This is a genomic window from Shimia sp. NS0008-38b (genome assembly GCF_040370365.1).
Lineage (GTDB): Bacteria > Pseudomonadota > Alphaproteobacteria > Rhodobacterales > Rhodobacteraceae > Shimia.
Window position 1 is genome coordinate 1 of sequence record NZ_BAABWQ010000005.1, and the last position, 23,914, is coordinate 23,914.

Annotated in this window: 24 protein-coding genes; 15 read left to right on the forward strand and 9 right to left on the reverse strand. The window is 55.0% G+C overall.

Features of this window, described 5'->3' with window-relative positions:
- The 5 genes from ABWV47_RS20445 to ABWV47_RS20465 form a co-directional block, all read right to left on the reverse strand.
- Window positions 1-1,609 (reverse strand): recombinase family protein (locus tag ABWV47_RS20445; protein ID WP_353315248.1); only part of this gene is annotated, 1,609 nt, incomplete at its 3' end.
- Between the two features lie 2 nt (window positions 1,610-1,611).
- Window positions 1,612-1,764, reverse strand: a complete 153-nt coding sequence (locus ABWV47_RS20450; protein WP_353315249.1) for a hypothetical protein — start codon at window positions 1,762-1,764, stop codon at window positions 1,612-1,614.
- A gap of 142 nt (window positions 1,765-1,906) precedes the next feature.
- Complete coding sequence (locus ABWV47_RS20455; protein ID WP_353315251.1) at window positions 1,907-2,329, reverse strand: hypothetical protein; 423 nt, start codon at window positions 2,327-2,329, stop codon at window positions 1,907-1,909.
- 111 nt (window positions 2,330-2,440) lie between these two features.
- Window positions 2,441-2,875, reverse strand: a complete 435-nt coding sequence (locus ABWV47_RS20460; RefSeq protein WP_353315252.1) for a hypothetical protein — start codon at window positions 2,873-2,875, stop codon at window positions 2,441-2,443.
- Window positions 2,868-3,413, reverse strand: a complete 546-nt coding sequence (locus ABWV47_RS20465) for a hypothetical protein (protein WP_353315253.1) — start codon at window positions 3,411-3,413, stop codon at window positions 2,868-2,870. Before ABWV47_RS20465 ends, ABWV47_RS20460 begins: the two co-directional genes overlap by 8 nt.
- Window positions 3,414-3,905: 492 nt before the next feature.
- Here ABWV47_RS20465 and ABWV47_RS20470 point away from each other — a divergent pair, with 492 nt between their 5' ends.
- Both ABWV47_RS20470 and ABWV47_RS20475 read left to right on the forward strand, forming a co-directional pair.
- Window positions 3,906-5,120: a plasmid recombination protein gene (locus tag ABWV47_RS20470; RefSeq protein WP_353315255.1), complete on the forward strand. Its 1,215-nt coding sequence runs from the start codon at window positions 3,906-3,908 to the stop codon at window positions 5,118-5,120.
- Window positions 5,121-5,265: 145 nt separating this feature from the next.
- On the forward strand, window positions 5,266-5,598 hold the full coding sequence (locus ABWV47_RS20475) for a hypothetical protein (RefSeq protein ID WP_353315256.1): 333 nt from the start codon (window positions 5,266-5,268) through the stop codon (window positions 5,596-5,598).
- A 68-nt stretch (window positions 5,599-5,666) separates the two neighbouring features.
- Here ABWV47_RS20475 and ABWV47_RS20480 read toward each other — a convergent pair whose 3' ends face one another.
- Window positions 5,667-5,873 (reverse strand): TA system antitoxin ParD family protein, encoded by a 207-nt coding sequence (locus ABWV47_RS20480; RefSeq protein WP_353315257.1) that lies wholly within the window; start codon window positions 5,871-5,873, stop codon window positions 5,667-5,669.
- 270 nt (window positions 5,874-6,143) lie between these two features.
- Here ABWV47_RS20480 and ABWV47_RS20485 point away from each other — a divergent pair, with 270 nt between their 5' ends.
- The 7 genes from ABWV47_RS20485 to ABWV47_RS20515 all read left to right on the forward strand — a co-directional run bounded on the left by ABWV47_RS20485 (window position 6,144) and on the right by ABWV47_RS20515 (window position 14,715).
- On the forward strand, window positions 6,144-7,076 hold the full coding sequence (locus tag ABWV47_RS20485; protein WP_353315259.1) for a hypothetical protein: 933 nt from the start codon (window positions 6,144-6,146) through the stop codon (window positions 7,074-7,076).
- A gap of 209 nt (window positions 7,077-7,285) precedes the next feature.
- Window positions 7,286-8,089 (forward strand): RNA polymerase sigma factor, encoded by an 804-nt coding sequence (locus ABWV47_RS20490; protein ID WP_353315260.1) that lies wholly within the window; start codon window positions 7,286-7,288, stop codon window positions 8,087-8,089.
- Window positions 8,076-8,627: a hypothetical protein gene (locus tag ABWV47_RS20495; protein ID WP_353315262.1), complete on the forward strand. Its 552-nt coding sequence runs from the start codon at window positions 8,076-8,078 to the stop codon at window positions 8,625-8,627. Before ABWV47_RS20490 ends, ABWV47_RS20495 begins: the two co-directional genes overlap by 14 nt.
- A complete protein-coding gene (locus tag ABWV47_RS20500; RefSeq protein ID WP_353315263.1) occupies window positions 8,614-12,027 on the forward strand; it encodes a UvrD-helicase domain-containing protein in 3,414 nt (1,137 codons plus the stop codon). The genes ABWV47_RS20495 and ABWV47_RS20500 overlap by 14 nt, the downstream gene beginning before the upstream one ends.
- Before the next feature lie 69 nt (window positions 12,028-12,096).
- Window positions 12,097-12,951, forward strand: coding sequence for a multiubiquitin domain-containing protein (locus ABWV47_RS20505; RefSeq protein WP_353315265.1), 855 nt, complete (start codon window positions 12,097-12,099; stop codon window positions 12,949-12,951).
- Window positions 12,951-14,342, forward strand: a complete 1,392-nt coding sequence (locus ABWV47_RS20510) for a ThiF family adenylyltransferase (RefSeq protein ID WP_353315380.1) — start codon at window positions 12,951-12,953, stop codon at window positions 14,340-14,342. Before ABWV47_RS20505 ends, ABWV47_RS20510 begins: the two co-directional genes overlap by 1 nt.
- A 97-nt stretch (window positions 14,343-14,439) precedes the next feature.
- Window positions 14,440-14,715, forward strand: coding sequence for a ubiquitination-like system serine protease family protein (locus ABWV47_RS20515; RefSeq protein ID WP_353315381.1), 276 nt, complete (start codon window positions 14,440-14,442; stop codon window positions 14,713-14,715).
- Between the two features lie 385 nt (window positions 14,716-15,100).
- Here the strand turns inward: ABWV47_RS20515 and ABWV47_RS20520 are convergent, their stop codons facing one another.
- The 3 genes from ABWV47_RS20520 to ABWV47_RS20530 are packed head-to-tail and all read right to left on the reverse strand — an operon-like array spanning window position 15,101 to window position 16,527.
- Window positions 15,101-15,643 (reverse strand): tetratricopeptide repeat protein, encoded by a 543-nt coding sequence (locus ABWV47_RS20520; protein WP_353315266.1) that lies wholly within the window; start codon window positions 15,641-15,643, stop codon window positions 15,101-15,103.
- A gap of 18 nt (window positions 15,644-15,661) precedes the next feature.
- Window positions 15,662-16,003, reverse strand: coding sequence for a cupredoxin domain-containing protein (locus tag ABWV47_RS20525; RefSeq protein ID WP_353315267.1), 342 nt, complete (start codon window positions 16,001-16,003; stop codon window positions 15,662-15,664).
- Window positions 16,003-16,527: a DUF4142 domain-containing protein gene (locus tag ABWV47_RS20530; RefSeq protein ID WP_353315269.1), complete on the reverse strand. Its 525-nt coding sequence runs from the start codon at window positions 16,525-16,527 to the stop codon at window positions 16,003-16,005. The genes ABWV47_RS20525 and ABWV47_RS20530 overlap by 1 nt, the downstream gene beginning before the upstream one ends.
- Window positions 16,528-16,665: 138 nt before the next feature.
- Between ABWV47_RS20530 and ABWV47_RS20535 the strand changes: the two genes are divergently transcribed.
- From ABWV47_RS20535 to ABWV47_RS20560, 6 genes are all read left to right on the forward strand, one after another.
- The gene (locus tag ABWV47_RS20535) at window positions 16,666-17,622 is read left to right on the forward strand and encodes an AraC family transcriptional regulator (RefSeq protein WP_353315270.1); all 957 of its coding nucleotides are present in this window, start codon (window positions 16,666-16,668) and stop codon (window positions 17,620-17,622) included.
- 108 nt (window positions 17,623-17,730) lie between these two features.
- Window positions 17,731-18,099 (forward strand): SPW repeat domain-containing protein, encoded by a 369-nt coding sequence (locus ABWV47_RS20540; RefSeq protein ID WP_353315271.1) that lies wholly within the window; start codon window positions 17,731-17,733, stop codon window positions 18,097-18,099.
- 61 nt (window positions 18,100-18,160) lie between these two features.
- Window positions 18,161-18,745, forward strand: coding sequence for a uracil-DNA glycosylase family protein (locus ABWV47_RS20545; protein WP_353315273.1), 585 nt, complete (start codon window positions 18,161-18,163; stop codon window positions 18,743-18,745).
- A 704-nt stretch (window positions 18,746-19,449) separates the two neighbouring features.
- Entirely contained in the window at window positions 19,450-21,039 is a 1,590-nt protein-coding gene (locus tag ABWV47_RS20550) for an arylsulfatase (RefSeq protein WP_353315274.1), read from the forward strand.
- A complete protein-coding gene (locus ABWV47_RS20555; RefSeq protein WP_353315275.1) occupies window positions 21,036-22,826 on the forward strand; it encodes a DUF3604 domain-containing protein in 1,791 nt (596 codons plus the stop codon). Before ABWV47_RS20550 ends, ABWV47_RS20555 begins: the two co-directional genes overlap by 4 nt.
- 60 nt (window positions 22,827-22,886) lie before the next feature.
- Entirely contained in the window at window positions 22,887-23,834 is a 948-nt protein-coding gene (locus ABWV47_RS20560) for a SphA family protein (protein ID WP_353315277.1), read from the forward strand.
- Window positions 23,835-23,914 lie beyond the last annotated feature (80 nt).

A 23,914-nucleotide genomic window follows, 5' to 3' on the forward strand; every position in this document is an offset into this window, starting at 1 on the left:
CAGAAAATTGACTCCCGAGCAGGCTCACCGCCTCCGGGAGATTTTCTTTTTCCAAACCTCCGTAAGCCTTTAAGATTCCAGCACAATCACCATGTAGCGTGATCTTGTAGCCGTCTTGAGCCGCGGGATCAGGCTTAAGGACGACCTCCTCGATCATCTCAGCAAGGGCTTCGTGAGCGCGTTGAACAACAGCAGGGTCTCGCTGCGTGTCTTCAAGCGAGCGCACCAGAGTGCTGTAAGCCACGGGCAGGTCCGGCATCACAAACGGTTCCTGTGTGGTGTGCTTAAGAGCGTCGAGATCGGCGACCAGCGCGACACGCTCTGCCTGTCGTTGCTCCAGACGCTCCTTGAGGAGAGCCGAGTGGCCAGCGCCATCTTCGATATGGTCCAACATCCGCGTGATCTTCACGTCCAGCTTGATAATCGCTTTCTCCAGTCCCTTCTGGGTTCCACCAGCTGACTTTTGTTGTTCAGTGAGCGCTTTGCTGACTTGCGAGACAAAATTCTGCAGGTTCTCTGGTGCCAGCAAGGTGGCCTTGAGGCTTGCGAGCACTCGGCCTTCGACCTGGACGCGCGTAATACTCGTGGCGTTGTCGCATGTGCCTTTGCGCTTGCGCGTTGAGCAGCCGTAGCGGTCCCTGGCTTGGATCGCCATGTTGCCGCCACAGCAGCCGCATTTGAGCAGGCCGGACAGCAGGAACTTTTTGCGGTGCGCGCGGTTGAGAGCCAGACCGGTCTCCGGGTCTGTGGCCATCTCGCGTGAGATGGACTGCAAGCGGTCTGATACGGCGTCCCAAAGGTCTTGTGGAAGGATCCGCAGATCGGGCGCATCGACGACGAGAGGTTCGGGACCCGGAATGGAGGTGCGCTTGCCTGTCTTGGGGTCTTTGCGAAACTTCATCTGACCATAGATGATTTGGCCGATGTAGGCGCGATTGCGTAGAATGCCGGTTTGGCGTTTTGCATTCCCTCGGATCGTCGATGATTGCCAAAGGCCACCGGAAGGACCAGAGACGCGTTCGGCGTTTAATGCAGCAGCGATCTTGGCTGGAGCCAACCCGTTCGCAAAATCTTCAAAGATACGACGAACGACGTCCGCCTTCTCTTCATTGATGACGCGGTTCTGGTCCGTGCCAGGCGAAACATCGTAGCCATAAGCCATGCCTGCTGCGACGCGACCTCGGTGTGTTGAGCCGACCTGACCACGTTTGGTTTTTGCGCCCAAATCTTTAGAAAACTGTTGCGCCATCATGCCAAAGACCGCCGCGTGAATTGGCGTAATCTCACCGGTGTTGACGGCATGAAGGGACTGACCGCGAAACGCGAGTTGGTCGCACAGATCCGTAACGTCAGCAGTGCGTCGGCTTAGTCGGTCAATGGCTTCTGCCAGGACAATGTCAAACGCGCCAGCTTTGGAGTCACGCAACATGCGCTGGTAGTCTGGGCGTGCTGCAGATTGCCCCGACATCTCTTTGTCTATGTAGACGGCAGCGACCTCCCAGCCTTTGCTTTCCGCATAGGCGCGGCACAGGCGGATCTGGTCTTCAATGGAGCAAGCGTCTTGCAAGACCGAGGAATACCGAGCGTAGAGTGCGACAAGAAGAGCCATAGCTATTGATCCTTTTTGGGGCGAGGTGCGTGGTTGTCGTTTGCGGCTGTAAGCGTCGCGATGTAGCGCTCAGCAAGAAGTCCAATAAGAACTTCAACAGAAGCGGGGGAGCGGGCGGTGGTATCAGGCGTGGTCGACACGGGAGGTATCCTCATCAGGGGGAAGCGAGCTTCCCGGTGGTTGTGATGAAGAAGATGAACTCTTTGAAAATCCGCCAAGCTGGTTTGAAAAGAAAGTTGGTAGGCCTGACGAAAAATCCGCCAGGCCATTGATTTGTAATGAAAAGAAATTTGCGATTTAGTCGCGAATACCTCGATGCCAGCCCACGTCGCGCTCCGCGGCGAGCAGGTCACGCACGCGATTGGAAAGCGAAATTGCTTGCTGAAGTTGGTGCGCAATCCGGTCGAAAACCTCCGCGCAATCTTCCGGGTGTTCTATGTCGGCGATCTGCGTTCTGATGGCATGTGCAGCGTCTACAAAACGATCGTTTAGTAAACGTCGCGTCTCCACAGCCTGCCGAAGTTCTGTGATGTTTGCGGCTGTCGAGCGGTCAAGCTGTATCGCCAGAGACGAGAGGTCTTCGAGGGCTTTGCGCGCGGCTTGCAGGCCGTTTGCGGTGAGTTCTTCCAAGCGGTCGAAGTCATCTCGAGGCGGCGGCTGCAAGAACAACGCAACGCGGTGTGAATTGTCGTTCGGGAAATGTGTTGGGGCAGGGATCATTGTGTCTCTTTCTGGGTAGGGCGAGCACCTGCCGACCTCACTTCGAAGGTCGGCAAGCGCTGGCGAAATGGAAGCAGGTTGCAGGCGCATCGGCGCCTCCAAGCATTTTGATCAGGTCATATCTTGCCCACGCAGGGTCTGTGCGATTTGCTCAGACCGACGTAGACGACCGAGGGTCAAAAGCGCTCTATGCAGCTCCATCAAAGGCTGGATCTTCTCGTGCAGATCCTGAACTCCTGGGCGGAGTATCTGTTTAAGGGGCCTGCCAGCGGTGTGTCGTGATGAGACTGGGACATCTGTGTGTGGTCCAGCCTCCGCAACTGCCGTCAATGGCTGCAGAACTTGTTCCAGAGCGTCGAGATCAAGCGCAGAAAAAATCTTCTCTTGTGAAATCCGGGCAGACAGCCGTCGCGCAGCGTCCGCACTTCTTCGATCAATCCAATATCCTGAAATTTGATCCAGCGCGTTGTGCGCGCTGGAAGCCAGTGTCAGTGCCTGAAACACCGCTGCCTGGATCGGGTCATAATCGAGATTTGGCTCAGACATTGAGCGTCTCCCATGTCGTTTTGTGGGTTGGAGAACGCCGTTCGACCGTGACCGGACGAAGGCCGCCGGCGTCGCGGCGCTGACGTCTGAGAAAATCACGCCGGATATCGCGTTCTGCGTGAATGCGTGCACGCACGCGGTGCATGCGATCGCTTGCCGGTCCGGTCAGGCGCCCGAGCACTGGCGTGCCAACTTCTGCGCTCAATTCAAAGCCTGGATGATCGAGCGACACGAGGACCCTCCGGGCGGCATTGAAGCGTGTTGGTCGGTGAAGCGCTGCGGGCGCGCGATCATTCTCGGAACGCACATCGACGCAGTAATCGGCTTTGCGGGATCGTGGATTGGAGGTGCCGTAGGCGAGAGATGCGAAGCGGCCGACGTCGGTCTCCTCTACATCGAGCACGAGAGCGGGGCGGACTTTGGGATCGTTTGATCCGTCAGTCTCATGAGGAAAACGAAATGCGACCACGTCGCCGGTTTGCAACCTGTCTTGCCACACGGCTGGCAGCACAACGTCTGGGGAAAGGATATCGGTCATTGGGATCTCCAATTGGATCAAACATCACGTCTTCTTCTGAACCGGGGCTGGTCCCCGTTCTCAGATGCGCGACACAAAGTCTGCGCAGTTGAGAACGGGCGTCCTGTCCTGTGCGGTATCGCAACTTCATAGCGCTGGAAGGGGTTTGGGGAAGGTCGGCGCAAGGACCTTCTTCAAGAGCACGGGGTTTTGGGGTGGTATGCGGAATACCCCCTGAGCCTGTCAGGAGACGCCTTTGGTTTGCAAAGGAGCGTGGCGAACGTTCCTTTGCCGCCCACGGCGCAGGTGGCCTGCGGCAGCACGGGGTTTGGGGCAGGGCCCCGACGAACGCCAGCCAGAGCGGTTTCCATGGGAAACTGCGCGGGCTGATTAGTGAGTAACTTTCCCTGCGCAGCCAAGCAGCGCTCTGGTCAAGGTGGTGCCTCAAACCTGTGATGCACAAGTTTGCAACAGCGGACCCACTTCCCGTCCTCACAATGAGAGGGCGACATTATGGGGGAAGACATCAAGACCGCCGACACGCGACATCCGGTGGTGTTGCGGATGGAGGGGCTCTTTCCAGCAGATCTGGCCGGCTATGAGCGGCATCGCACGCGAAAAGGCGGTGATCTTGGTCACGTGGATGAGACACGCTCAAACCGCAACCGACGCCTGATCGGCGAGGAGGATTGGGGGCAACGGGCGCTTGCCGAGATCGCAGAGATGCGGGCGGAGAACTTTGCCAATGAGCTTGAAGGACTGCAAAAGAGGCGGCGCAGGGCAGAGATGGCGAAGCGCATAGTCGAAGGCCCGAAAGACCCCTGGCGGGGCACGCGGCATGGTCCTTTGCGTGAAGTGATCATCACGGCGCACCAGAATTGGTTTGCGGCCTTTGATCAAGACAACATCAATGACTTGTTTGGCGAAAGTCGCGAGGAGCGCTTTGAGCAGGCCGCTGTGGACTGGCTTAGAGACAGCTTTGGCGAGGACGTCATTCACGCACGCGCGGATCTTGATGAGACTACGTATCACATCCATGCGATTGTGATGCCGCGCTCGCGAACCAAGGATGGGCGCAAGATGTTGCAGCCGTCCGTGCATCCACACATCAAAGATTATGAGAAGGCGCAGGACAGTGTGGGGGAGTGGTTCTCAGAGCTTGGATTGAAACGCGGTGAGCGACGAAAACAGGCGTTGCGGGAGGCGGTGCAGAGGCACCGTGAAGAGCAAGTAGTGGAGGGCAAAACTAAAAGGGAACCAGCCAACCTTCCACAGCATGTGGAGCATGTCAGCCCGCGTGAATGGCGTGAAAAAAAGGAGCGGCAGTTGGCCGACCGTGAAGCCAGCGTAGCCAAGCGCGAGAAAGAAGCCGCGACCAACATAAAGATCGCGAAGGCTGTCGCCGCCGGAGATCCCAAAGTGCTCGAAGAGATAGCGCGACGGCAGGGCACATCCTTCGCCGGGAGCCTGTTCGGAAAAGCCTTTGAGGCTCTACGCCGAAAGGCCCGCGAGGTGGAAAGGCAGGAAGCCTGGGCTGAAGTGCAGTCTCACTTTGAAGAGATCAAAGCGGCAGATGACGCGATTGTGGAAGCGGCTGCTGCGTTGCCAGAGGCGGCGCGCAAGAAGATCGTTGAGGCACGCAAGTCGTTAGTGGGGCGCATCACCGCGTTCAAGCGGGCGGTTCACAAGTGGACGAAGCCAAACCTCAAAGACGGTCCGGAAGTTTGAAGGGAGTCAAACCTCTCCCAAACCATTTTGCTCGCTTGGGCAACGAAACAATCTTTTGAGTGTCGGCGGCAGCGAAAAGCCTCCGTCGGCATTCGTCGGGAGCGATTGTTCCCTAAACTCACAAGGTCAAAAAAGGAGAATTCCTATGGACCTGACTACAAACCTCTCTTCGACGCAGTTGCGCGCCATTGGCGTCATTGCAGACATCGGCAAAACTCAAGCCGAAGACACAGCGAAAATCCTTGAGGCTTTTGCTGCCACTTTGCCTGCGTTCCTGAAAGCGGCAAACGAAGACGAAGTCTTTGGCCGCAAAGTGTTCGTGCTCTTTGAAGCCGTTGCCAAAACTGGCGACGCCAAGAAGATTCAACGTCACCCACTGCGCCCCGAAGGGATCGACCCTGAGGTCGAAAAACTACGGGAGGCACGGAAGCCTAAACCTAAGGCGGAGACAAAAGACGAGCCAAAGCCCGAAGCGTGATGCGCTTGCTGCATGCGTCACAAACAAAAGGGCGCGGCACATGCCGCGCCCTTATGCGTATTGAGGAACTATGTCGGCTCCTCGGGCCAGATCGCCGCGTTGAAACGATCAAGTAAAGCCGTGAGTTCCGAGTGGGTGTAGAGGTCCGACGCTTCGATCGCCTTGCCGATTGCAAGCCAGTGCAAAGCCTGAGCTTTGATCGTCCGGTCATTAAGAGCGGCCTCTCGGCGGAGATGTTCGTAAAGAGCGGGACGAAGAGTGATGTAGCGGGGCATGGGAGGCCTTTCCAATCTGATGCGCTGCAAGCAAAAGCGCAGAAGATTGGGAAAGGGATGCAATCGGCCCCAACCGGACATTGCTCGCAATAAAATTCGCTGCGATGCAGCTTGCGGTTAGCGGTCATTCAATCAAGCAGTGCATTCTGCTTGCTGGATGAAGACGTTCAAGCCAACATCATTGGGCATGCCATTCAAAGCCCAACGCAGGTGATGTTCTCGCCGAAAAATTGAAGAGATGAATTTTACCTACCTCAAAGGAATTACACCGTGAACGATGAGAACGATAAATTAAAGGCATTGATGGGCGCAAAACGCTTCGATGTTGAACATGCTTTAGCGATGTACGCTCTCAGCTTCTTTCATTTTCCTGCAAAGCAACTCTACGATAGCGATCTATTAAAAAGGCTAGGTGAGAGAGTGCAAAACTCCCACATCTACTTAGTGGGATTTGTGCCAAGAATCGACTTGGTGGGCGTTCGACAGAACGGACGAAAGCTCCTAGTCGAATTCAAAAGAAACGGAGCAGCTTTAGAAGTGGAGCTCCCATTACCTGAGGGACTTGAACTCGATTACGTTGAAGAGACATGGCATCTAACCGACGAAGAAGGAAACCGCTTTGCTCCTACTGACGAGCAATTGATGCAAGCGTTAACTCTGCAGCATGGGATCCCAGAATTTGAAGTCGTCTACGTCGGGCGAGCATACGGCAAAGGTGGTTCACGTAGTGCCATAGATCGGCTTCGCAAACACGAGACGTTGCAGAAAATCGCACTTACGGGAGTGCCAGACGGATACCGACTTGAACTACTCTTGCTTGAGATCGAGCCAGCAACCACGATGTTCACTGTTTTGAACCCTTGGGCGAAAGACTCTTCAGCAGGCCAAGATCGGATCGGCCAAGGCCTGGACAAGTTATTCGGCACTAGTGAGCATGAACGTATAACACTCTACGAAGCGTCTCTCATTCGTCACTTTCGCCCACCCTACAATACCGAATTCAAGAATAGCTTCCCTTCGACTAATCTAAAGGTATTGGCAGACTGCTATGATAAGGATTTCGCTGCCGTAGTAGCTGAAATTTGCTTCGATGTTCCTCCGTTTCAACTGTTCTCAGAGTCAGCTCCAGTTCAACGCGACATTGTTATTCGACACGACCTTCACAATGACGAAGATCGGAAGATTTTCTTTTCTAAGGGGTAACAATCCTCTTATCATTTCATCCCTTCAATGACTGCTTTCAATGTATCGATCCACGGCCAGTCAAACCAGTTGTTCGACCAATAAGCATGGAACTTCATTCATTCTCGCATAGGGTCATATCAAATGGGCGCTCGACATAGTTGAGAGCTTGCCGCTGAGGTTCGCCCCGTGATAGAAACGCACAGAGCAAGGATTAATCGTGTATCTGGATGAGTATTGAACCACTGCGGAAACGCAAAACCAGCGGCGAACTCTATACGCGACGATCGCCAACAAAACAGTACATCGAGAAGAGCCTTGCTTGGTCCTTAGAGGATTTGCTTGACCGCGCGTCCATTCGGGATCGGCGACATAGCGACTATGTCCCGTCGGAAGTACTCGTCTACCATCTGCGCCAGACAAAGTCTGACAATTCAGACGGTCGGTTCATTCAGCTCTACGACATTCTTCGCGATCGTGTTGAAGCCGCGTGTCCGCGAGCAAACCGGCACGTAGGTGAAAAAGTCCATGAAGATGCGCGTCTTTCTGAAATACGCGACGCGACCGTCAATCATGTCACGGAGCTGATGTTCACCGACCGGCAGGTTTATGATGAGCAACTCGATATCTATGAAGTTGTCTTCGACAAGGCGGTGCGTGCGGCCCACATAACGAAGCTTCGCAAAGTAAACCGGCGGGAAAACGCGAATGAGGACACGGAGGACGAAGTCACCGGCGATGTGCGCGCCGCCGTCGAAGCCGCTCTCGAGCGTTACAAGAAAGTCAGCCTCACGGCTGAAGAGGATCTCGATTACCGGATTCACCTGCGTGATGCGATTAACGCTCTACCGACAAACGAACGAGAGGTGATTGATTTGATGCTCGCAGACATTCCTATTGAGACGAACAAAGATGGCGAACCCTCGATGACGGAGCTTTTGGGCTGCGTTGAAAAGACTGTGCGCAACCGGCGCGATCGAGCTTTTGCAAAAATCCGGCAAGCGCTGGAACTGGAGGTTCATGATGGCCGATAGAGAAGACGTCCTCAACGACTTCACCGTGGAAGAGGAGATGTCGCCTGCGATTCTCAAGGCATACCTCCAGCGCTTCCCCGAATTTACTCAAGATCTCCTTGCGCTCTTCAACGAACTGTCGATAAGCGATTTGGCGTCGGCTGAGGCAAGTCTTCCACTTGAAACCAAGGCTGTGAGCACGGAGGCGCTGCGTGTCCAACACGTCCGGCAATCCCTGTTTGGAACAGGTGTTAGAGAATTTGCCCGTGACCTCGGTCTGCCTCGAGCCTTTTTCACCGGCTTGAACGCCGAGGTTATCCATATCGCCTCGATGCCAACGAGCCTTTTGAAGGCCCTAGCAAACAGGCTCGGCGTACACATGCAGGATGTCATCAGCGGCATGCAGCAGGGGGATGGGCATGCCGTTGCGATGAAATCAGATGTAAAGCCAGGTGCTGTGCCACAGATCGACTTCCAAGATTACGTTGATCTTGCCGGGCTTTCGGAGGAGGAGCAGCGCGTATTGCAGTCGCTGCTAGCTGACGATGGATCGGATTGAAGCGATACGCGCACGCGCGACTGATCTTCATAATCACCGAGTGAACAAGGGCGGCGATCCCGCACAGCCTTATGAATTTGTTTTGGCTGAAGCCGAAGTTCGCGATCTTGAGGTGAGAAGACTTCCAGCGGGTCATCCGCAGCTCAAAGGCGGCAAAGCTCTTCTGCAACGGGCATCTGCCACGATCCTGCATGAAGACACGGGTAATATGTTTCTCGACGCATTCCTGGTCGCGCACGAAATCGGACATCACGAATTTGGTGGTGAAGTAGACATTCCGCCGACCATGGAGGTCGATCCGGCGCGGTCTGCAGACCCCTCATCCGCCGGCGCTGATCGAGTAGTCGATTATAGCAATCGCGCACGCGAGGAGGTCCAAATGGACCTCTTCGCACGCGAGTTCCTGTTTCCACGAGCCATGGCCTGGTCGTGGCACATCGACAAGGGTTTGAGCGCAAGTGACATCACCAAAAAGCTGGGTGCCCCCTATCCGATGGTGGCGGTTCAGCTTTTTGATGCGCTCTTACTTCCGCAGAGTGAGCCGGATGAGGATACGGTGGCGCCGCCGAAACCCTTGAACGAAGAACAGAGACGCGCGGCGGAACATGAAGGCAATGCTCTACTGCTGAAAGCTGGGCCGGGCACCGGCAAAACTCAAACGCTCGTTGGACGGTTGTCGGTACTGAAGGACCGCAGCGTCGACCCAGAGAGCATCTTGCTGCTCACCTTCTCAAACAAGGCTGCTGGTGAGATGACAGATCGCGCCATGTTGGCGTGGCCGGAAGCGGCCGGGTCGGCGTGGATCGGAACATTTCACTCTTTTGGGCTCGACCTTCTGCGCCGGTTCCATGATCGGGCAGGATTGCCTGCAGACCCGCGCTTGATCGATGCCACGGAAGCCATTGCGCTTCTTGAGGACGAATTCCCGCGCCTGAGGCTAAAGCATTTCAACGATCTTTGGGACCCAACCGACAATTTGCGGTCCATCCTTTCGGCAATCTCACGGGCGAAAGACGAAGTTGTCGATCAACATCGCTACCGCGAGCTGGCGCAGCAGATGGCTGATGCGGCGGAGACGGAAGAAGGCAAGATAGCTGCGGAGAAATGCCTCGAGATCGCGTCCGTTTACGACCTTTATGAACAATTGAAAGCCGAGCGCGGTGCAGTCGATTTCGGCGATCTTGTCGCCCGCCCAACGGCCTTGGTCGAATCTGACAAGGCCGTGCGAACGGAGTTGCAAGGGCGGTATGAACACGTCCTTGTGGACGAGTATCAGGATGTGAACCGTGCAAGCGTTCGGCTTCTGCGCGCTCTCAAACCGGATGGCAAGAATCTCTGGGTCGTGGGAGACGCCAAGCAGTCGATCTACCGTTTTCGGGGCGCGTCCTCCTACAACATCGATCGGTTCGAAATAGAAGACTTCCCTGGAGGGTCGTCACTTGAACTCAGCATGAACTACCGGTCATCCCAGGAAATCTGCGACACGTTCAGCACTTTCGCGACGATACGTATGGCGACTTCGGGCTTTCAGGCAAACGCCTTCAACGGCAAAAGCGGTGTATCGCCCTCTTTCGTTTCTGTTGAATCCAAAGATCGCGAGATTGACGAAATCGCAGCACGCATAATGGCTGCCTGCGATGACACGACTGCACTTCGCGACCAGGCCGTGATCTGCAAGGGAAATGCGCGCTTGGCAGAAGTAGCCGCGGGCCTCGAGGCACGTGGGATCCCGGTTCTGTTTCTCGGTCCTTTGTTTGATCGGCCAGAGATCAAGGAAGCGTTGTCCCTCCTATCGCTCGTGATCGATCCAAGGGTTATGGGGCTGACGTGCATTGCTTCAATGTTGCCGTTTCAGATGTCCATCGAAGACGTCGCCGTCGCCATCGAAACGGTTCGGGCGGCAAAGAAGCCTCTGCCACTTGATTGGCGCAACCTTTTGGAAACAGTGCCAGGAATGAGTGAAGGCGGTCGGGCCTCAGTGAAATCTCTTGTTGATGCATTTGAGGGAATTGAGCCGACGGCAACCGCGTGGCAGGTGATCACGAACATATATCTAGATCGTACCCGCCTTGCGGCCGACATCGCAACGCAGGCCCGCGAGGGCAACGCCAATCCTGCGCTAGCGCTCTGGCAATTCCAAAACTTCTTGCGCTCAGCCCTTCCCGAAAAATCAGGCTACCCTATCCGCGATCTCCTGGAACACATCCGGCGGCTAGTGATCCTGTCGGACGAACGGGATCTGCGCGATCTGCCTACCGCCGCCCAAAGCATAGACGCTGTTCGTCTAATGACGATCCACGGGAGTAAGGGTCTTGAGTTCAAGGTGCTTCACCTCCCGTCTTTGACAAGCGGCTCGATTCCACGCTCGGCTAAACAGAGCCGTGGTCTTCCTCCACCCGACGGTATGATCGAGGGGCCAATATCTCGGGGAAGCGAAGCAATAGATGCTGGGCATGATGAGGAACAACGATGCTTGTTCTTCGTGGCGTTATCGCGGGCGGAAGATGGTCTGTTTCTTTACGCGCCCAACAAGAAGTCAAACGGACACCGGCAGGGCCGGTCCAGTTTTATCGACGACATTTCGGGCCAACTGTCCGACCAAAAGCCGATTTCAGCGATGAGAGATGTCGTCGGAGAGGCTGAGCGCTTCACGTTGAAGGTTGATGGCGTTGCTCGCATGTCGCCGTCACAAATCGCGACCTTCGACAAATGCCCACGACGATTCTTCTTCGCTCATGTGCTGCAGGTTGGTGGACGGCGCCTGGAATCAGCGCCGATGCGGATGCACAACGCCGTGCAGGCTGTCGTCGATGAGTTGACCGCTCGTCCCGACGACACTCCTGATGAGATCGAGATGCGGGCGATTATCGACGCCGCCTGGATTGCTCATGGACCCACAGAACACGGCTACGCATCCGAGTATCGGCAGATTTCCGACGAGTTGCTGAAGTTCTTCATCCAACTTCGGCAGGGTGAACGTCGGCGGACTCCCCAATCTTTGTCGCTGCGTTTCGAGGATGCCGAGGTTGTGGTGACAGCGCACGAGCAGATCGAGACCGGCCATTCGACAGTGTTCCGGCGCATCCGCACAGGGCGAAAGACGGGCAAGGCATTGGACGCACTAGACGCCGCCGCGTTCCAGATTGCGGCAGGAGGGCTTGGGGAGGCGGAATTTGTTTATCTGACTGGCGGTGATCGAGATCCTCTGAACATGTCGGATCGCCAGATTGCCACCAGAAAGAAGAAGATCGCGAACGCCGCGATCTCAATCATCGAGGGACGGTTTCCACCCAACCGCAGCGACCGATGTGCGCGTTGTCCCTACTTTTTCATCTGCAACACGCCACCATCCGGGACGCTCAGAAAAAAAATCGGATCAGACTTACCGGATTCTTCCTGACATCGCGATTGTCCTTGTGAAGGCGCAGACATGGTGTCTGCGACCTCTAAATGCATAAGGACTAACACTATGAAACCGCAAGGAAATGATCCTCGCTTCCCTGTTCTCATCGCCGATGAGGACCTTAACTTCAAAAAACATGTCTTCTACGATCCCAAGGTGCTGGGACGTCAATTGATCGAAGCGGCTGGTGGTCGCCCTGTCGATGAGCATGTGGCCATTGCGATCCTGCCCAATGGCGATTTTGAAGACATCCGGCTCGACGAAAGTTACGACCTGCGCGGTCGTGGCGTCGAGAAGGTGCTTGTCGCTCGTTCGGATCGCAGCTTCAAGTTCAAGATCGATGACGCCGATCTCGAATGGCCGCGTGCCTGCATCAGCGGCTTCGTGCTGCGCAAGCTCGCGAAATTGCCGCCCAACTACAACCTGTGGCAGGAAATCCCGGGTCAGCATGATAGGAAGATTGTTGATACGGATGTAATCAACCTGGCCGATGCCGGTGTTGAGCGGTTCGTGTCGCTGATCGATCAAACGACGGAAGGGGATGCCCTTCCGTCAAAAGATCAGATCTATCTTTCTGGTCATGGCTACAAGTTCGAGGTGGTTTCAGAGGGTGGCAACACAGGGATCATCCTGAAGAACCACGCGCTGCCGGACGGAAAATTCGACCACACGGCGGCAGATGTTCTGATCCTGCTGCCTAGGGGATACCCAGACTGTCCGCCTGACATGTTCTACGTCGCGCCGAAGCTGACTTTGGCAGGCACCGGACAAGTGCCAAAGGCTTGTACCGTTGAGCTCCGCTTCGGTGGTCGCGTATGGCAGCGGTGGTCACGGCACAATAATGCATGGCGTCCGGGCGTTGACGGGCTTCAGACTATGGTCGCCCGTGTGCAAACAGCGTTGGCGGAGGCCCGGGCGTGATGGAGGCACTGGATCTCATCCTGTTGGACCCGCACGAGGCGCAGATTCGGTCCCTGCTGACGGCAGGGGCCGGGTCGGAGCGCTCAGCCTACATGCTCTTTGGCATTGCCGATATCGAAGTCGATCCGTGGACACGTCAACCGCGGCGTAGACTGGTTTCGCATCATTTCCATGCTATTGGCAGTGACGAGCTTGTGTCAGCGTCAGCGCGGCACGTCACTTGGCAGACCGATGGCTTCATGCACCTCCTGAACAAGGCTAAGGTGATGGGTCTCGTTCCTGCGCTGGTTCATACCCACCCCAAAGGCCAGGCCAAGTTCTCGGAGCAGGACGATCGCAACGAAGCCGAGCTGGCCCGCACTGCTCTCTTGAAGGGGGCGTCAGGATTGATAAGCGTCGTTATCGCCGGCAATGGTGACATCGCTGCTCGGATTTGGGCGCAGCCAGAAAAAGCCGATGCTATCGGTCGGATCCTCCATGTCGGACCGCGCATGCGTATCTCGGGCTTAAAGGGAACGCCGGCAGACTTTCTGGATCGCCAGGTCCGCCTCTTCGGGAAGGAAGCCTCGCGTCAAATTGCTGGGTTTCGATGTGGGATTGCTGGCGGCGGCGCGACCGGGAGTGCTGTTTTGCCCCTGCTGTTGCGGCTTGGGGTTCAGGAGGCCGTCCAATTCGACAAGGACATCGTGGACGAGACAAATCTCAACCGGCTTCATGGCGCGCGCCGCTCGGATGTCGATGCAAAATTGCCGAAGACTGCGATTCACACGCGAACCGTGAGGGAATCTGGGCTCGGCATGACGTTGGTGAGCGTGGACGCCTGGGCTGGACACCCGGAAACCTGGGATACGTTGAAAGCGTGTGATGTGATTTTTTGTTGCACAGATGACCACGCTGGACGGTTGTTTCTAAACCGCTTCGCGCGCTTCTACGGCATTCCCGTAATCGATGTTGGGCTTGCGATGCAGCGGCGGACCGACAGATCATATGATCTCTTTGCCCGCGTTTCGACACTCGTGCCTGGGCATCCCTGCCTGCTTTGCGGCAGTTACGTAGAGCCCCGCCGCGCGCGTGAAGAAGCCATAAGACGCGACGACCCTGTCGCCTACGAGAGGCTAAAAGAAGAAGCCTACGTTTTGGGGGAAGGCGATCCATCTCCAGCAGTCGTCACGTTCACTACCGAAGCGGCGGCGATGGCAGTAAATGAGTGGCTGGCGGGCGTGACTGGGCTCGCTGGAGAAGCCGGAATGGTACCTACGCGCATGCGGCGCTTTCACGCAAGAGATGAGCGCAGGCCCCTGGTCGAACCGGGGTCAGATTGCCCCTGTTGCAACCAAGCAGAAACGCTCGGACGGGGGGATATGCACCCGTTTCTGGATATGGTGAACTGATATGAAACACACCGCTTCAAAGCTCTTGCGATGGCTGCACCTTCTGCGTTTCGACTTTCTTATAGACCGCGCCTCAAAACTGCCGGACCACTCATTTATGGTGCCTGATGAGCTCACGCTTGTGGAGAATGGTGACATCAAGAAGTGGGCATGCCTGAGGTGCCCCGGTGGCTGTGGGGAAGTCATCATTCTGTCGCTCAACCCCAATCAGCGGCCACGCTGGCGGGTCTCAGAAGACTTCTGGCTGCGACCAACGGTACACCCGTCGGTCCATCAGAAGAACGAGTGCGGATGCCATTTTTGGATCAAGAAGGGGCAGATCTCGTGGTGCAGGGGCGGTCGACCATCTAAACGCCCCAAGGGAGACAGATGATGTCTCCAAGGTGGGTTCTTACTGAAGGTCCGCTTTCTAACAAGCTCGAAGACTGCCGATGCGGCGCAGCGAACTTCCGCTTTCCGCCCAAAAGGGTCGGATGATTGCTGTGTAGTTTTCGGTGGTATCAAGCTCCCGCAACCAAAATTAACCATACATAACAAACCCTTGCCACCCACCTCAGGGTGGACGCTCGCGTTCGAACAACTCCAGTGGAAGCACTGTCGAAACAAGCGGAGAGTAAACCCGGGTGTGGCGGAAAAGCGACAGGGCAGGACGGCGGCTAACGGCCCAGAGCCGACATGCGAACGTTCTGCAATGAATGACCAGAAAGAGCCTTTGCCTGTTTCGATGAGCAAACGAAGGTCTATCCGTAGCTTGTGCGCTAAATGTCCTGATCTAGCGGCACTAGATGCCTTTCACGTAGCCATGGGTTAATTTTCAGCGCCTCTCGAAGCGCCACATAGCCGACCTCGACGCGTCCCATACTTAGGAGAGTTGTCGCCCGCCCCGCGAGCGCACCGAAGTGACGCGGTTCGTATTCCAATGCGATCGATACATCCTCAAGAGCGTCACCGTAATCCTGTCGTAAGAAGCGTACGTATGCGCGTTGATTCCAGCCTTCTGCGTAGTGCGGGCAATACTCAATGAGGTCTGAGAATAGCTCTTCGGCGCGCGCGTAGTCTGCAACTCTGATCCGTTCGCGTCCCTGATCCATCAAGGCCTGCGCGTTTTCATCAGGGGCTGATATCCAAGTCTCCCAGATCTGGGCTTCTATTCCCCGACCTATCATCTCATTGGGTGCAGCTTTTAGCTCGGAATACAATTGATCCTGAATTGCGTGGTCGGTTTGAACAGTTGGGCAACCCAGAGCAACGACCGGCATCAAGAGTGCGCAAGCCAAAGCGATCGATCGGCAGATTTTCATGTGAAAGCTCCTCTGAGATTACAGGATCTCAATTGTCCCCTTCATGTGGGGGTGAAATACGCAGAAGTACGATGTTTCCATGTCTTTGGTGACAATGACCTCGCCAAACTCACCCTTCGAGATCTCTTCGGTGTCCCAGCCAAACTCATCCGCAGTTGCAGTATGTGGGGCAAGGTCATGGTTGATCCAACGGATTGTATCCCCAACTTTCACCTGCACCTTGTCTGGATCGAATGAGAAGGCTCGGATGTGGACTTCATGGACGGTCGGGTCTTGTGCGCGAAGCGGGGCTGCGGTCAGGACGGCTGCCGATGCTGCCGCCCCCACCATCACGCTGCGACGTGAATAGGTGTTTTTCATCATTTCAGCGCCTTTACCATCATTTCGGCGTGCCCTTCATGCGCCTTAAAAATCTCTAGCCCCTGTTCGAACAGCGCCTTCACTTCGGCATTGTCGATATTCGGTATCATGGTGTTTTCAACGAGGTCATTTACCGCCTGGTGATAGGCCAATTCGTTGGCCGCATAGGCCGCGTCAAACTCTGCGCCGCGCAGTTCGACGAAACCAGCAATGATCTTCTCCGCGTTCGCGTTCAGCGTTTGGCTAAAGGCATTGTCTTGCGCAGACGCACCAAGCTTGTCCAACAGACCCAAGGCTGCCTCGTTCACCGCGGTATGGTCGCGGATCATTGTGTTGGCGAAGTCATGGATGTCGGGATTGGTAGACAAGGCCAGCGCGAGGTGTGCATAGCGGATATCGATGTTGTCAGCCGTATAGGCGATATGCGCGTATTCAAGGTCATTCATGGCGGCAATGTCTTGAGCGTTCGCTTGGGCGCCGGTCATGGCAAGCGTGACGGCAAGTGCGGAAATCAGTTTCTTCATCTCGGAAGCTCCGTTGAGTGTTTCGATAATGAATGCGTATCCTCAAGAGATGTGATCGCGACATGCCCTACCGTCCCGAATTTCATGCAGATCGTTCAGAAGTCTGTACAGGTTCGATCAGAAAGGTTTGAATGCGGTATGCTTGACCTTCTCAGTGATATTCTCACCAACCTGTCGATGCGCGGGACGCTATATTTCCGTACGTCCTTCACAAAACCATGGGGCGTTGCCGTTCCAAGCTACGAAAATGTGGCCCGGTTTCACTTTGCGCACCGGGGCAATTGTCTGGTGAAGGTTGCTGGGCAAGACGAACCAATCTCTCTTGCACAGGGCGATCTGGTCATCATTCCGCACGGGGCGTCTCACGATCTGTTTTGCGGCCATGAACCCGAACGCACTGTCATGCCCTTGGATGCGGTGTTGGAAAAATCCGGTTTTGATGGCTCGGGCGTTCTTGTCTATGGCGGCGAAGAACCGCAAAGCGAAACCCAGCTGATCTGCGGGCATTTCTCTTTTGAACCGAACTCCCGGCACATTCTGATGGAGCGACTGCCACCCTTCATTCACCTGACCAACTACGGTGAAAACGCAGGGCGATGGATGGAAGCCACCTTGCGTATGATCGGCGAAGAAGCAGGCGGGCGCAAAATGGGTGGCGATCTGATCGCGCTCAAGATGTCCGAAGCCATTCTTGCGCAGGCCATTCGAAGTTTCATTGAAAGCAGCGACGCGCAAAACTGGGCATTGGGGGCCTTCTCTGACAAGAACATTGCCCGCGCGCTGGACGCCTTTCACAAAGCGCCCGCCGAGCGATGGACGGTCGAGATGCTTGCCAATGCAGCCGGTATGTCACGCACAGGCTTTGCCGTGCAGTTCCAGAAACTGATGCTGATGTCTCCGATGGAATATGTAACCTCATGGCGGATGGAGATTGCCAAGAAGGTTCTTCAGACAGGCAGTGCATCCCTGACGGATGCCGCAGAAGGCGCAGGCTATGCCTCGGATTCTGCTTTCACCCGGGCGTTCAAGAAAGAGACGGGCCACACACCGGCTGAGTTCCGAAAAGGTATTTCCGCCGTTCGTTCGCAGGTTTGAACGATCTGCATAATTTTGGGGACGGCTGGGCATGTCGGCTCTGCACTTTCGAGATTAGCTTCTGTTTATCAACAATGACAATTGGCCAAACAGAAGAAAGAAAACCCCATGTCTCCACGATTCATCACCAAAACCATTCACGCCTATCTCGACTACCCAGTTGCCTTGGGCCTGATCGCAATGCCATTTCTGTTCGGCTTAGGAGAGACCGCTCCGCTGGCGCTTTGGTTGTCTGTCATCACTGGGGTTGCTGCCTTTGTGCTAACCGTTCTGACAGATCACCATCTGGGCGTGATCCGCATCCTGCCCTACAGCCTGCACTTGACGGTCGATGCAATGGTTGGCGTCGCCTTTGTCGCCGCCCCCATCCTTCTGGGCTTCGTCGGTGTGGATTTCTGGTACTATATGGGTCTGGGCCTAACAGTTCTCGCCGTCGTTGGATTGCATCAACCAGAAGACAGCACCGCGACAGCCTAAACCGCAAAAGTACGACCAAAGGGCCGCTTAAGCCGCGGCCCTTTCATCAATTGGACACAACATGGCCCGCACACCGACCGCCAGTACTTTGCTCGAAGACCTGCGCGCTTGCACGATCTGCAAAGACCTGCCTCTCGGGCCGCGTCCTATTTTCCAAGTCGCGCCGAGCGCCAAACTGCTCATAGTGGGCCAAGCTCCGGGACGCATCACGCACCACAAGGGCATTCCATTTGATGATCCGTCCGGAAACAGACTCAGGGACTGGCTCGGGGTCGATCGGCAGACCTTCTACGACGCCTCCAAGATTGCGATCCTTCCGATGGGGCTGTGCTTTCCGGGAACCGGCAAAGGCGGCGATCTGCCTCCGCGTGCCGAATGTGCCCCGGCGTGGCGGGCGGATATTCTGGACATGCTGAAGGCCGTCGAGCACACGCTGATCATTGGCCGGTACGCGATTGATTGGCATCTTCCCGATTACGCTGACCATACAGTGACCCGCGCGGTGCAAGCTTGGACGGAGGTCTGGCCAGACAGGCTCATCCTTCCCCATCCAAGCCCCCGAAACAACAGATGGCTCAAGTCGAACCCTTGGTTTGAAGATGAGGTCATTCCTGCATTGCAGAGCCGTGTTGAGAAAATACTCTAATTTCAATAGAGTCGCTTAAGCAGACCTTGGTCCAATGCCTGCGCACGGTCACAATTCCGCACAGCCGACCTCGGTGCGGGACGCAGCGAAAGTCTCCTTTCCACCCAAAGGGACGGATGATCTTTGTGTAGTTTTCGGTGGTATCAAGCTCCCGCAACCAAAAATACACATAGTGCCAGATGCTTAGCAGCCACCTCAGGGGGGCGCTCGCGTTCGCACAACTCCAGTGGAAGCACTGTGCTACACTGGTGCTACGCCAGAGAGCAAAGATCAACGGACAAAGAGCGCCGTGTTCTAGGCCGTGGAAGTGGTGGTCCGCTGGATGTTTACCTAAACGCAGTAAAATCGGCTCGCGGCCCAATCGGACACCAAGTGTCCCATCACTCCATTTCGCCCGCTCTCGTAAAAAACGTTCATTGCAGACTTTCGCCGTGGTGATGAAGCCGCCTCGCTAGTCAGTGCGAGCAAGCGGTGTACTGGTGATGGTTCTTCTGTCAGAGCATTTGAACAAACACCGCGTCAATGTTTGCCGACAAGGCGGCACTAAGCACGGGAATTATTGGGGATTGGAGCAAAGGGCCTACAGCTGCCCGATGTGCTCCATAAGTTTGTTTTCTTTACTTGTGACTGCGAATTCGTAATGCTGCCCTCAATTAATCTACCTTTTTGACAATTCCATTTTGCTCAGTTGGTGAGGAACATTGATGTTCAAACCGTTCATTATCGCCGTTGGCGTTTTACTTACATCTGGATTACATGCCGAGATCGTTCCTGACCCAGCTTCCGAGCTTTCCAGAGCAACGACAGAGACATTCAATCGCCAACCTTTCATCCACCGTCCCGATCAAGATGCCAAAGCGTCCCAAAAGCTGTCTGCGCTGGAGGGGAAGACCGGTAAACAGCCAAACATCCTGATCTTCTTGGTTGACGACATGGGCTATGGCGATCCCGGCGCCTTTGGTGGTGGAGAGATGATCGGTGCAGCCACCCCGGAGATGGATTCTTTGGCAGCCGAGGGGTTGAAGCTGACATCGACCTATTCACAATATACCTGCACCCCAACTCGCGCCGCGATTTACACCGGTCGTTTGCCAGCCCGCACCGGATTGATACGTCCGATCCTTGCGGGGGATGACCTTAGGGTGAATCCGTGGGAGGGCGAATTGACAGTTGCTGGCCTATTAAGCGACGCAGGATATCACTCGATGCTGGTTGGTAAGTGGCACATCGGTGAAGACGAGGGCATGCGGCCGCATGATGTCGGGTTCGATGAATTCTTTGGGTTTTACAAGGCTCAGAAGGAATACACGCAAGCTTTTGACCAGCGGCGATTTCCTGATCTTGTATTGGATGATGACAAATACGCCCGATACCTATCGATTGGGTCAAACAACGATCTGATCTATGGGTTGGCAGATGGCACAACAGAGACCGTTGAGATCATCGATAGCATTGAGGCAATGGCCGAAGGCGACCGCAAATTGCGAGACTACACGGTTTCTCGGATTGCCGAGCTGTCTAAAGCAGACAAACCCTTCTACATCAGTCATTCATTTATGAAGGTCCATGCAGACAACTTTCCGTCCCAAGAATTTCTCGGGGCAAGTGCGTCAAAGTTCCCTTATCGTGACAACATGGTCGAGGTCGACGCCTACATCGGCGACATAGTGCGAGCGCTCGATGATGCCGGTGTGCTTGAGAACACTTTCATCTTTGTTACATCGGACAATGGACCTCAAATGGACAGCTGGCCGGACAGTGGCTACACGCCGTTCCGCGGTGCGAAGGGGACGACGTGGGAAGGTGGCGTGCGGGTTCCAGGGATTGCATATTGGAAAGGCATGATCGAACCGGGGCGGGTTTCTGATGGGTTGTTCGATCTAATGGACCTCTTTGACACTGCTCTGGTCTTGGGGGGAGTGGATCGCAGCGCCCTGCCTACTGATCGGTATTGGGATGGTATAGATCAAACGTCGTTCCTGCTCGCAACGGAAGGGCAGAGAAAGCGCGAGCATATCTACAACTGGCTCGGAGCACAGCTTGCAGCTATTCGGATGCGGGAATACAAGGCGCATCTGCTGGTAAGTTTGCCGCAAGAAAAATTTCTTTACATTGACATGGCAGCAGTTGTTCCAACCGGCCTCGCGCCTTGGTTGTTCAATCTCTACATCGATCCAAAAGAAGAATACCCCGTCGGGCATCGTTTGAACGCCTGGACCGCTTCACTGGGCGCCGAACTCAAAGCCCATGCCGCGACCTTCGCCAAATTTCCACCAAAGGACTTGGGACTATGAACAATAGACATCTCCTGGTTTCCACTGCTCTTCTCGTCTGCACATCGTCGGCGTGGGCTGAGGATGCGATCACACGCAACGCCTATTTTGGTGAAACACATATGCACACAGCGTTGTCACTTGATGCATTCATTGGTGGCGCACGTCTGATGCCCTCTGATAGTTTGCGATTTGCCAAGGGGGCGTCTGTTATTGTCGATGGTCGACATAAACAGCTTAAGCGGCCGCTGGATTTTGCCGCCGTCAGCGATCACGTGGAGTACTTGGGTGAAATGTACTCGACAATCTATCCGGATGCACCGGGACATCTTCAGGACGACCTGAAACAGTTGCGCAGTCTGGAAACACTCGAAGACAAGCAAAAGTGGTTCTATAAATATGTGGTGTCCAACAATCGGGGCGATGATCCTTCCCATCCGCCTTTTTACATGGGGCCTGAGACCACCAAATCTGGCTGGCAGATTATCAAGGACGCCGCTGAAGAGCACAATGATCCCGGCACCTTTACCGCCTTTGTGGCGTTTGAATGGTCTGCCGCACCAGGCGGCGGCAATATGCACCGTAACGTGATTTTTCGAGACTCAGTTGCGCCGGAATTGCCCTATTCGAGCTATGACAGCAACAAGGTCGAAGATCTCTGGGACTGGTTACAGATGTCGGCGGACGAAGGCTCCACGCTTCTTGCAATTCCCCATAATTCAAACGCCTCAAAACAGTTGATGTTTCCCGACACCGACAGTTTTGGCAATGACCTCACCACGGATTGGGCCGAGCGACGGCAAATGTGGGAGCCATTGATCGAAATGATGCAAATTAAAGGTAACTCGGAGGTCCATGAGGCGTTTTGGCAGGCAGATGAATTTGCGGATTTTGAAAATGCAAATTCAATCCAGAAAAACTCTAACCGGTATTTCCACAAGCGGGACTTTGTGCGCGAAGGTCTGAAAATTGGCTTAGCCGAAGAGCGAAAACTTGGAGTGAATCCCTATCAGTATGGATTTATTGGCGGTACCGACAACCATAATGGCCTGCCAAGTGATGTGGCCGAAGATGACTTCACCGGTGGTCACGGACCCGAAGATGGAACTGTAGAGCGCCGACGCACAGGCGGTGTGGGAGGTTGGATTGATGGCGCTGATCTGTCTATTGGATCGCTCGCTGGTGTGTGGGCCGAAGAAAATACCCGGGCATCAATTTGGGACAGCATGAAGCGACGCGAAACATTTGCCACTTCAGGCACGCGCATCAAGGTTCGTATGTTCGGGGGCGTTGGCTTGTCTGCAACAGATCCTGCGACAATGGTTAGTGAGGGATACGACACAGGCACCCCGATGGGCGGCATTTTAGCTGCGTCGGATATGGCTCCGACATTCACGGTCTACGCTGAAAAAGACCCGGATGGTGCAAATCTTGATCGTGTGCAGATAATCAAGGGCTGGGTCGATAGCTCTGGCGACATTCACGAAACGGTTGTTGATGTGGCTTGGGCTGGTGATCGAGCGCCTGATGAGGGCGGAAAGCTTCCATCTGTTGGGAACACGGTCGACCTGAAAACCGCACTCTACACCAATGACATTGGTGCCACGACGCTGTTTGGTCGCTGGACTGATCCAGATTTTGATCCGGGCAACGGTGCGTTTTACTACGTCAGAGCGTTGGAAATCCCAACCCCGCGTTGGACAACATATGATGCTGTGCGCAATGAGCTTCCGCTCTTGGCAGACATTCCTGCGATCATTCAAGAACGGGCATGGGGCTCTCCGATTTGGAGCTCTCCAAAACCTTAACCGTTTGATTGACTGGAGTTTATCAAGATGAATTCGTATAAAAATCTCCTTTCCATCTTGATGACGTGTGCAATCGGTAGTCCGGCTTTCGCCGTTGAAGGCGGTGCTGGCGCCTACCTTTTGGGCTCCAGAGAAGGATTCGCGGGTGTCGTTCCAAGCGCAGGCACATATGTCGGCATAGATCTCGTGCATACTGAAGGCGAAATACACGGCCTGTCGATGGGTGGTTTGCCGATCAAGGCTGCCACTGATTTGAAGGTGACCTTCGCAAAACTGAGCGTAACTCAAGTTCTGCAAACGGAGCTTTGGGGCGGCACTCCGGCGTTGAACATCAATGTTCCATTTGTACTTGATGCAAGCTTGTCATTCATCGGCGAAACACCCCCAATCGTGGGTGTTCCGATTAAGGACACTGCGTCGGGTATCGGTGACACAACGCTGACCGGCTTGGTCGGTTGGCATCAAGGGAATTTACACTACAGCGCAGCATTTTCTGTGTTTGCGCCGACCGGGGCCTATAGCACGGCCTCAATTGACGTGCCGAACCGTCGGGTCAATGCGCTCAATACGGGCAAAAATATCTGGTCGTTTCAGCCAGTATTCGCCGCAACCTATTTTGACCCAACACGTGGCCTCGAATTTTCCGGAGCAGCGAGCCTTCTGTTCAGCACCAGAAACAAGGCGACGGACTACCAAAACGCGCCTGCGTTGAACTTAGAAGCTGCCGTGACGCAACACACAAAATCCGGCTGGGCTTTTGGCCTCGCGGGATATGCATACACCCAGATTGGCGATGACTCGGGATCCGGCGCAGACGCGACACGTTTCTTTTTGGGAGCCGACAGCCTCAGGGCCGAGGTCTTTGGTGTTGGTCCGGTCGTCAGTTATTCTGGCGCCAGCCTATTTGGCAAGGACACTACCTTCAAACTCAAGTATTTCACCGAGTTTGGCGCAAAGAACAGATTTGAAAGCGATACGCTGTGGCTCAATTTGGCGATCAGTTTTTGATTGGGGTATTCCAAAAAAGCTCATTGAGGCTAACGGGCACTGCTGTTTTTCGGAATTTACGAACCAGTTGAACGCCGTTT

Coding starts and splice junctions, on each gene's coding strand:
- ABWV47_RS20475 (WP_353315256.1), top strand. CDS start 5,266: ATGGACCTGACTACAAACCTCTCTTCGACGCAGTTGCGCGCCATTGGC.
- ABWV47_RS20545 (WP_353315273.1), top strand. CDS start 18,161: ATGGCCCGCACACCGACCGCCAGTACTTTGCTCGAAGACCTGCGCGCT.
- ABWV47_RS20505 (WP_353315265.1), top strand. CDS start 12,097: ATGAAACCGCAAGGAAATGATCCTCGCTTCCCTGTTCTCATCGCCGAT.
- ABWV47_RS20480 (WP_353315257.1), bottom strand. CDS start 5,873: ATGCCCCGCTACATCACTCTTCGTCCCGCTCTTTACGAACATCTCCGC.
- ABWV47_RS20535 (WP_353315270.1), top strand. CDS start 16,666: ATGCTTGACCTTCTCAGTGATATTCTCACCAACCTGTCGATGCGCGGG.
- ABWV47_RS20465 (WP_353315253.1), bottom strand. CDS start 3,413: ATGACCGATATCCTTTCCCCAGACGTTGTGCTGCCAGCCGTGTGGCAA.
- ABWV47_RS20555 (WP_353315275.1), top strand. CDS start 21,036: ATGAACAATAGACATCTCCTGGTTTCCACTGCTCTTCTCGTCTGCACA.
- ABWV47_RS20515 (WP_353315381.1), top strand. CDS start 14,440: ATGGTGCCTGATGAGCTCACGCTTGTGGAGAATGGTGACATCAAGAAG.
- ABWV47_RS20450 (WP_353315249.1), bottom strand. CDS start 1,764: ATGAGGATACCTCCCGTGTCGACCACGCCTGATACCACCGCCCGCTCC.
- ABWV47_RS20470 (WP_353315255.1), top strand. CDS start 3,906: ATGGGGGAAGACATCAAGACCGCCGACACGCGACATCCGGTGGTGTTG.
- ABWV47_RS20525 (WP_353315267.1), bottom strand. CDS start 16,003: ATGAAAAACACCTATTCACGTCGCAGCGTGATGGTGGGGGCGGCAGCA.
- ABWV47_RS20520 (WP_353315266.1), bottom strand. CDS start 15,643: ATGAAAATCTGCCGATCGATCGCTTTGGCTTGCGCACTCTTGATGCCG.
- ABWV47_RS20495 (WP_353315262.1), top strand. CDS start 8,076: ATGATGGCCGATAGAGAAGACGTCCTCAACGACTTCACCGTGGAAGAG.
- ABWV47_RS20500 (WP_353315263.1), top strand. CDS start 8,614: ATGGATCGGATTGAAGCGATACGCGCACGCGCGACTGATCTTCATAAT.
- ABWV47_RS20550 (WP_353315274.1), top strand. CDS start 19,450: ATGTTCAAACCGTTCATTATCGCCGTTGGCGTTTTACTTACATCTGGA.
- ABWV47_RS20455 (WP_353315251.1), bottom strand. CDS start 2,329: ATGATCCCTGCCCCAACACATTTCCCGAACGACAATTCACACCGCGTT.
- ABWV47_RS20530 (WP_353315269.1), bottom strand. CDS start 16,527: ATGAAGAAACTGATTTCCGCACTTGCCGTCACGCTTGCCATGACCGGC.
- ABWV47_RS20460 (WP_353315252.1), bottom strand. CDS start 2,875: ATGTCTGAGCCAAATCTCGATTATGACCCGATCCAGGCAGCGGTGTTT.
- ABWV47_RS20560 (WP_353315277.1), top strand. CDS start 22,887: ATGACGTGTGCAATCGGTAGTCCGGCTTTCGCCGTTGAAGGCGGTGCT.
- ABWV47_RS20490 (WP_353315260.1), top strand. CDS start 7,286: ATGAGTATTGAACCACTGCGGAAACGCAAAACCAGCGGCGAACTCTAT.
- ABWV47_RS20510 (WP_353315380.1), top strand. CDS start 12,951: ATGGAGGCACTGGATCTCATCCTGTTGGACCCGCACGAGGCGCAGATT.
- ABWV47_RS20540 (WP_353315271.1), top strand. CDS start 17,731: ATGTCTCCACGATTCATCACCAAAACCATTCACGCCTATCTCGACTAC.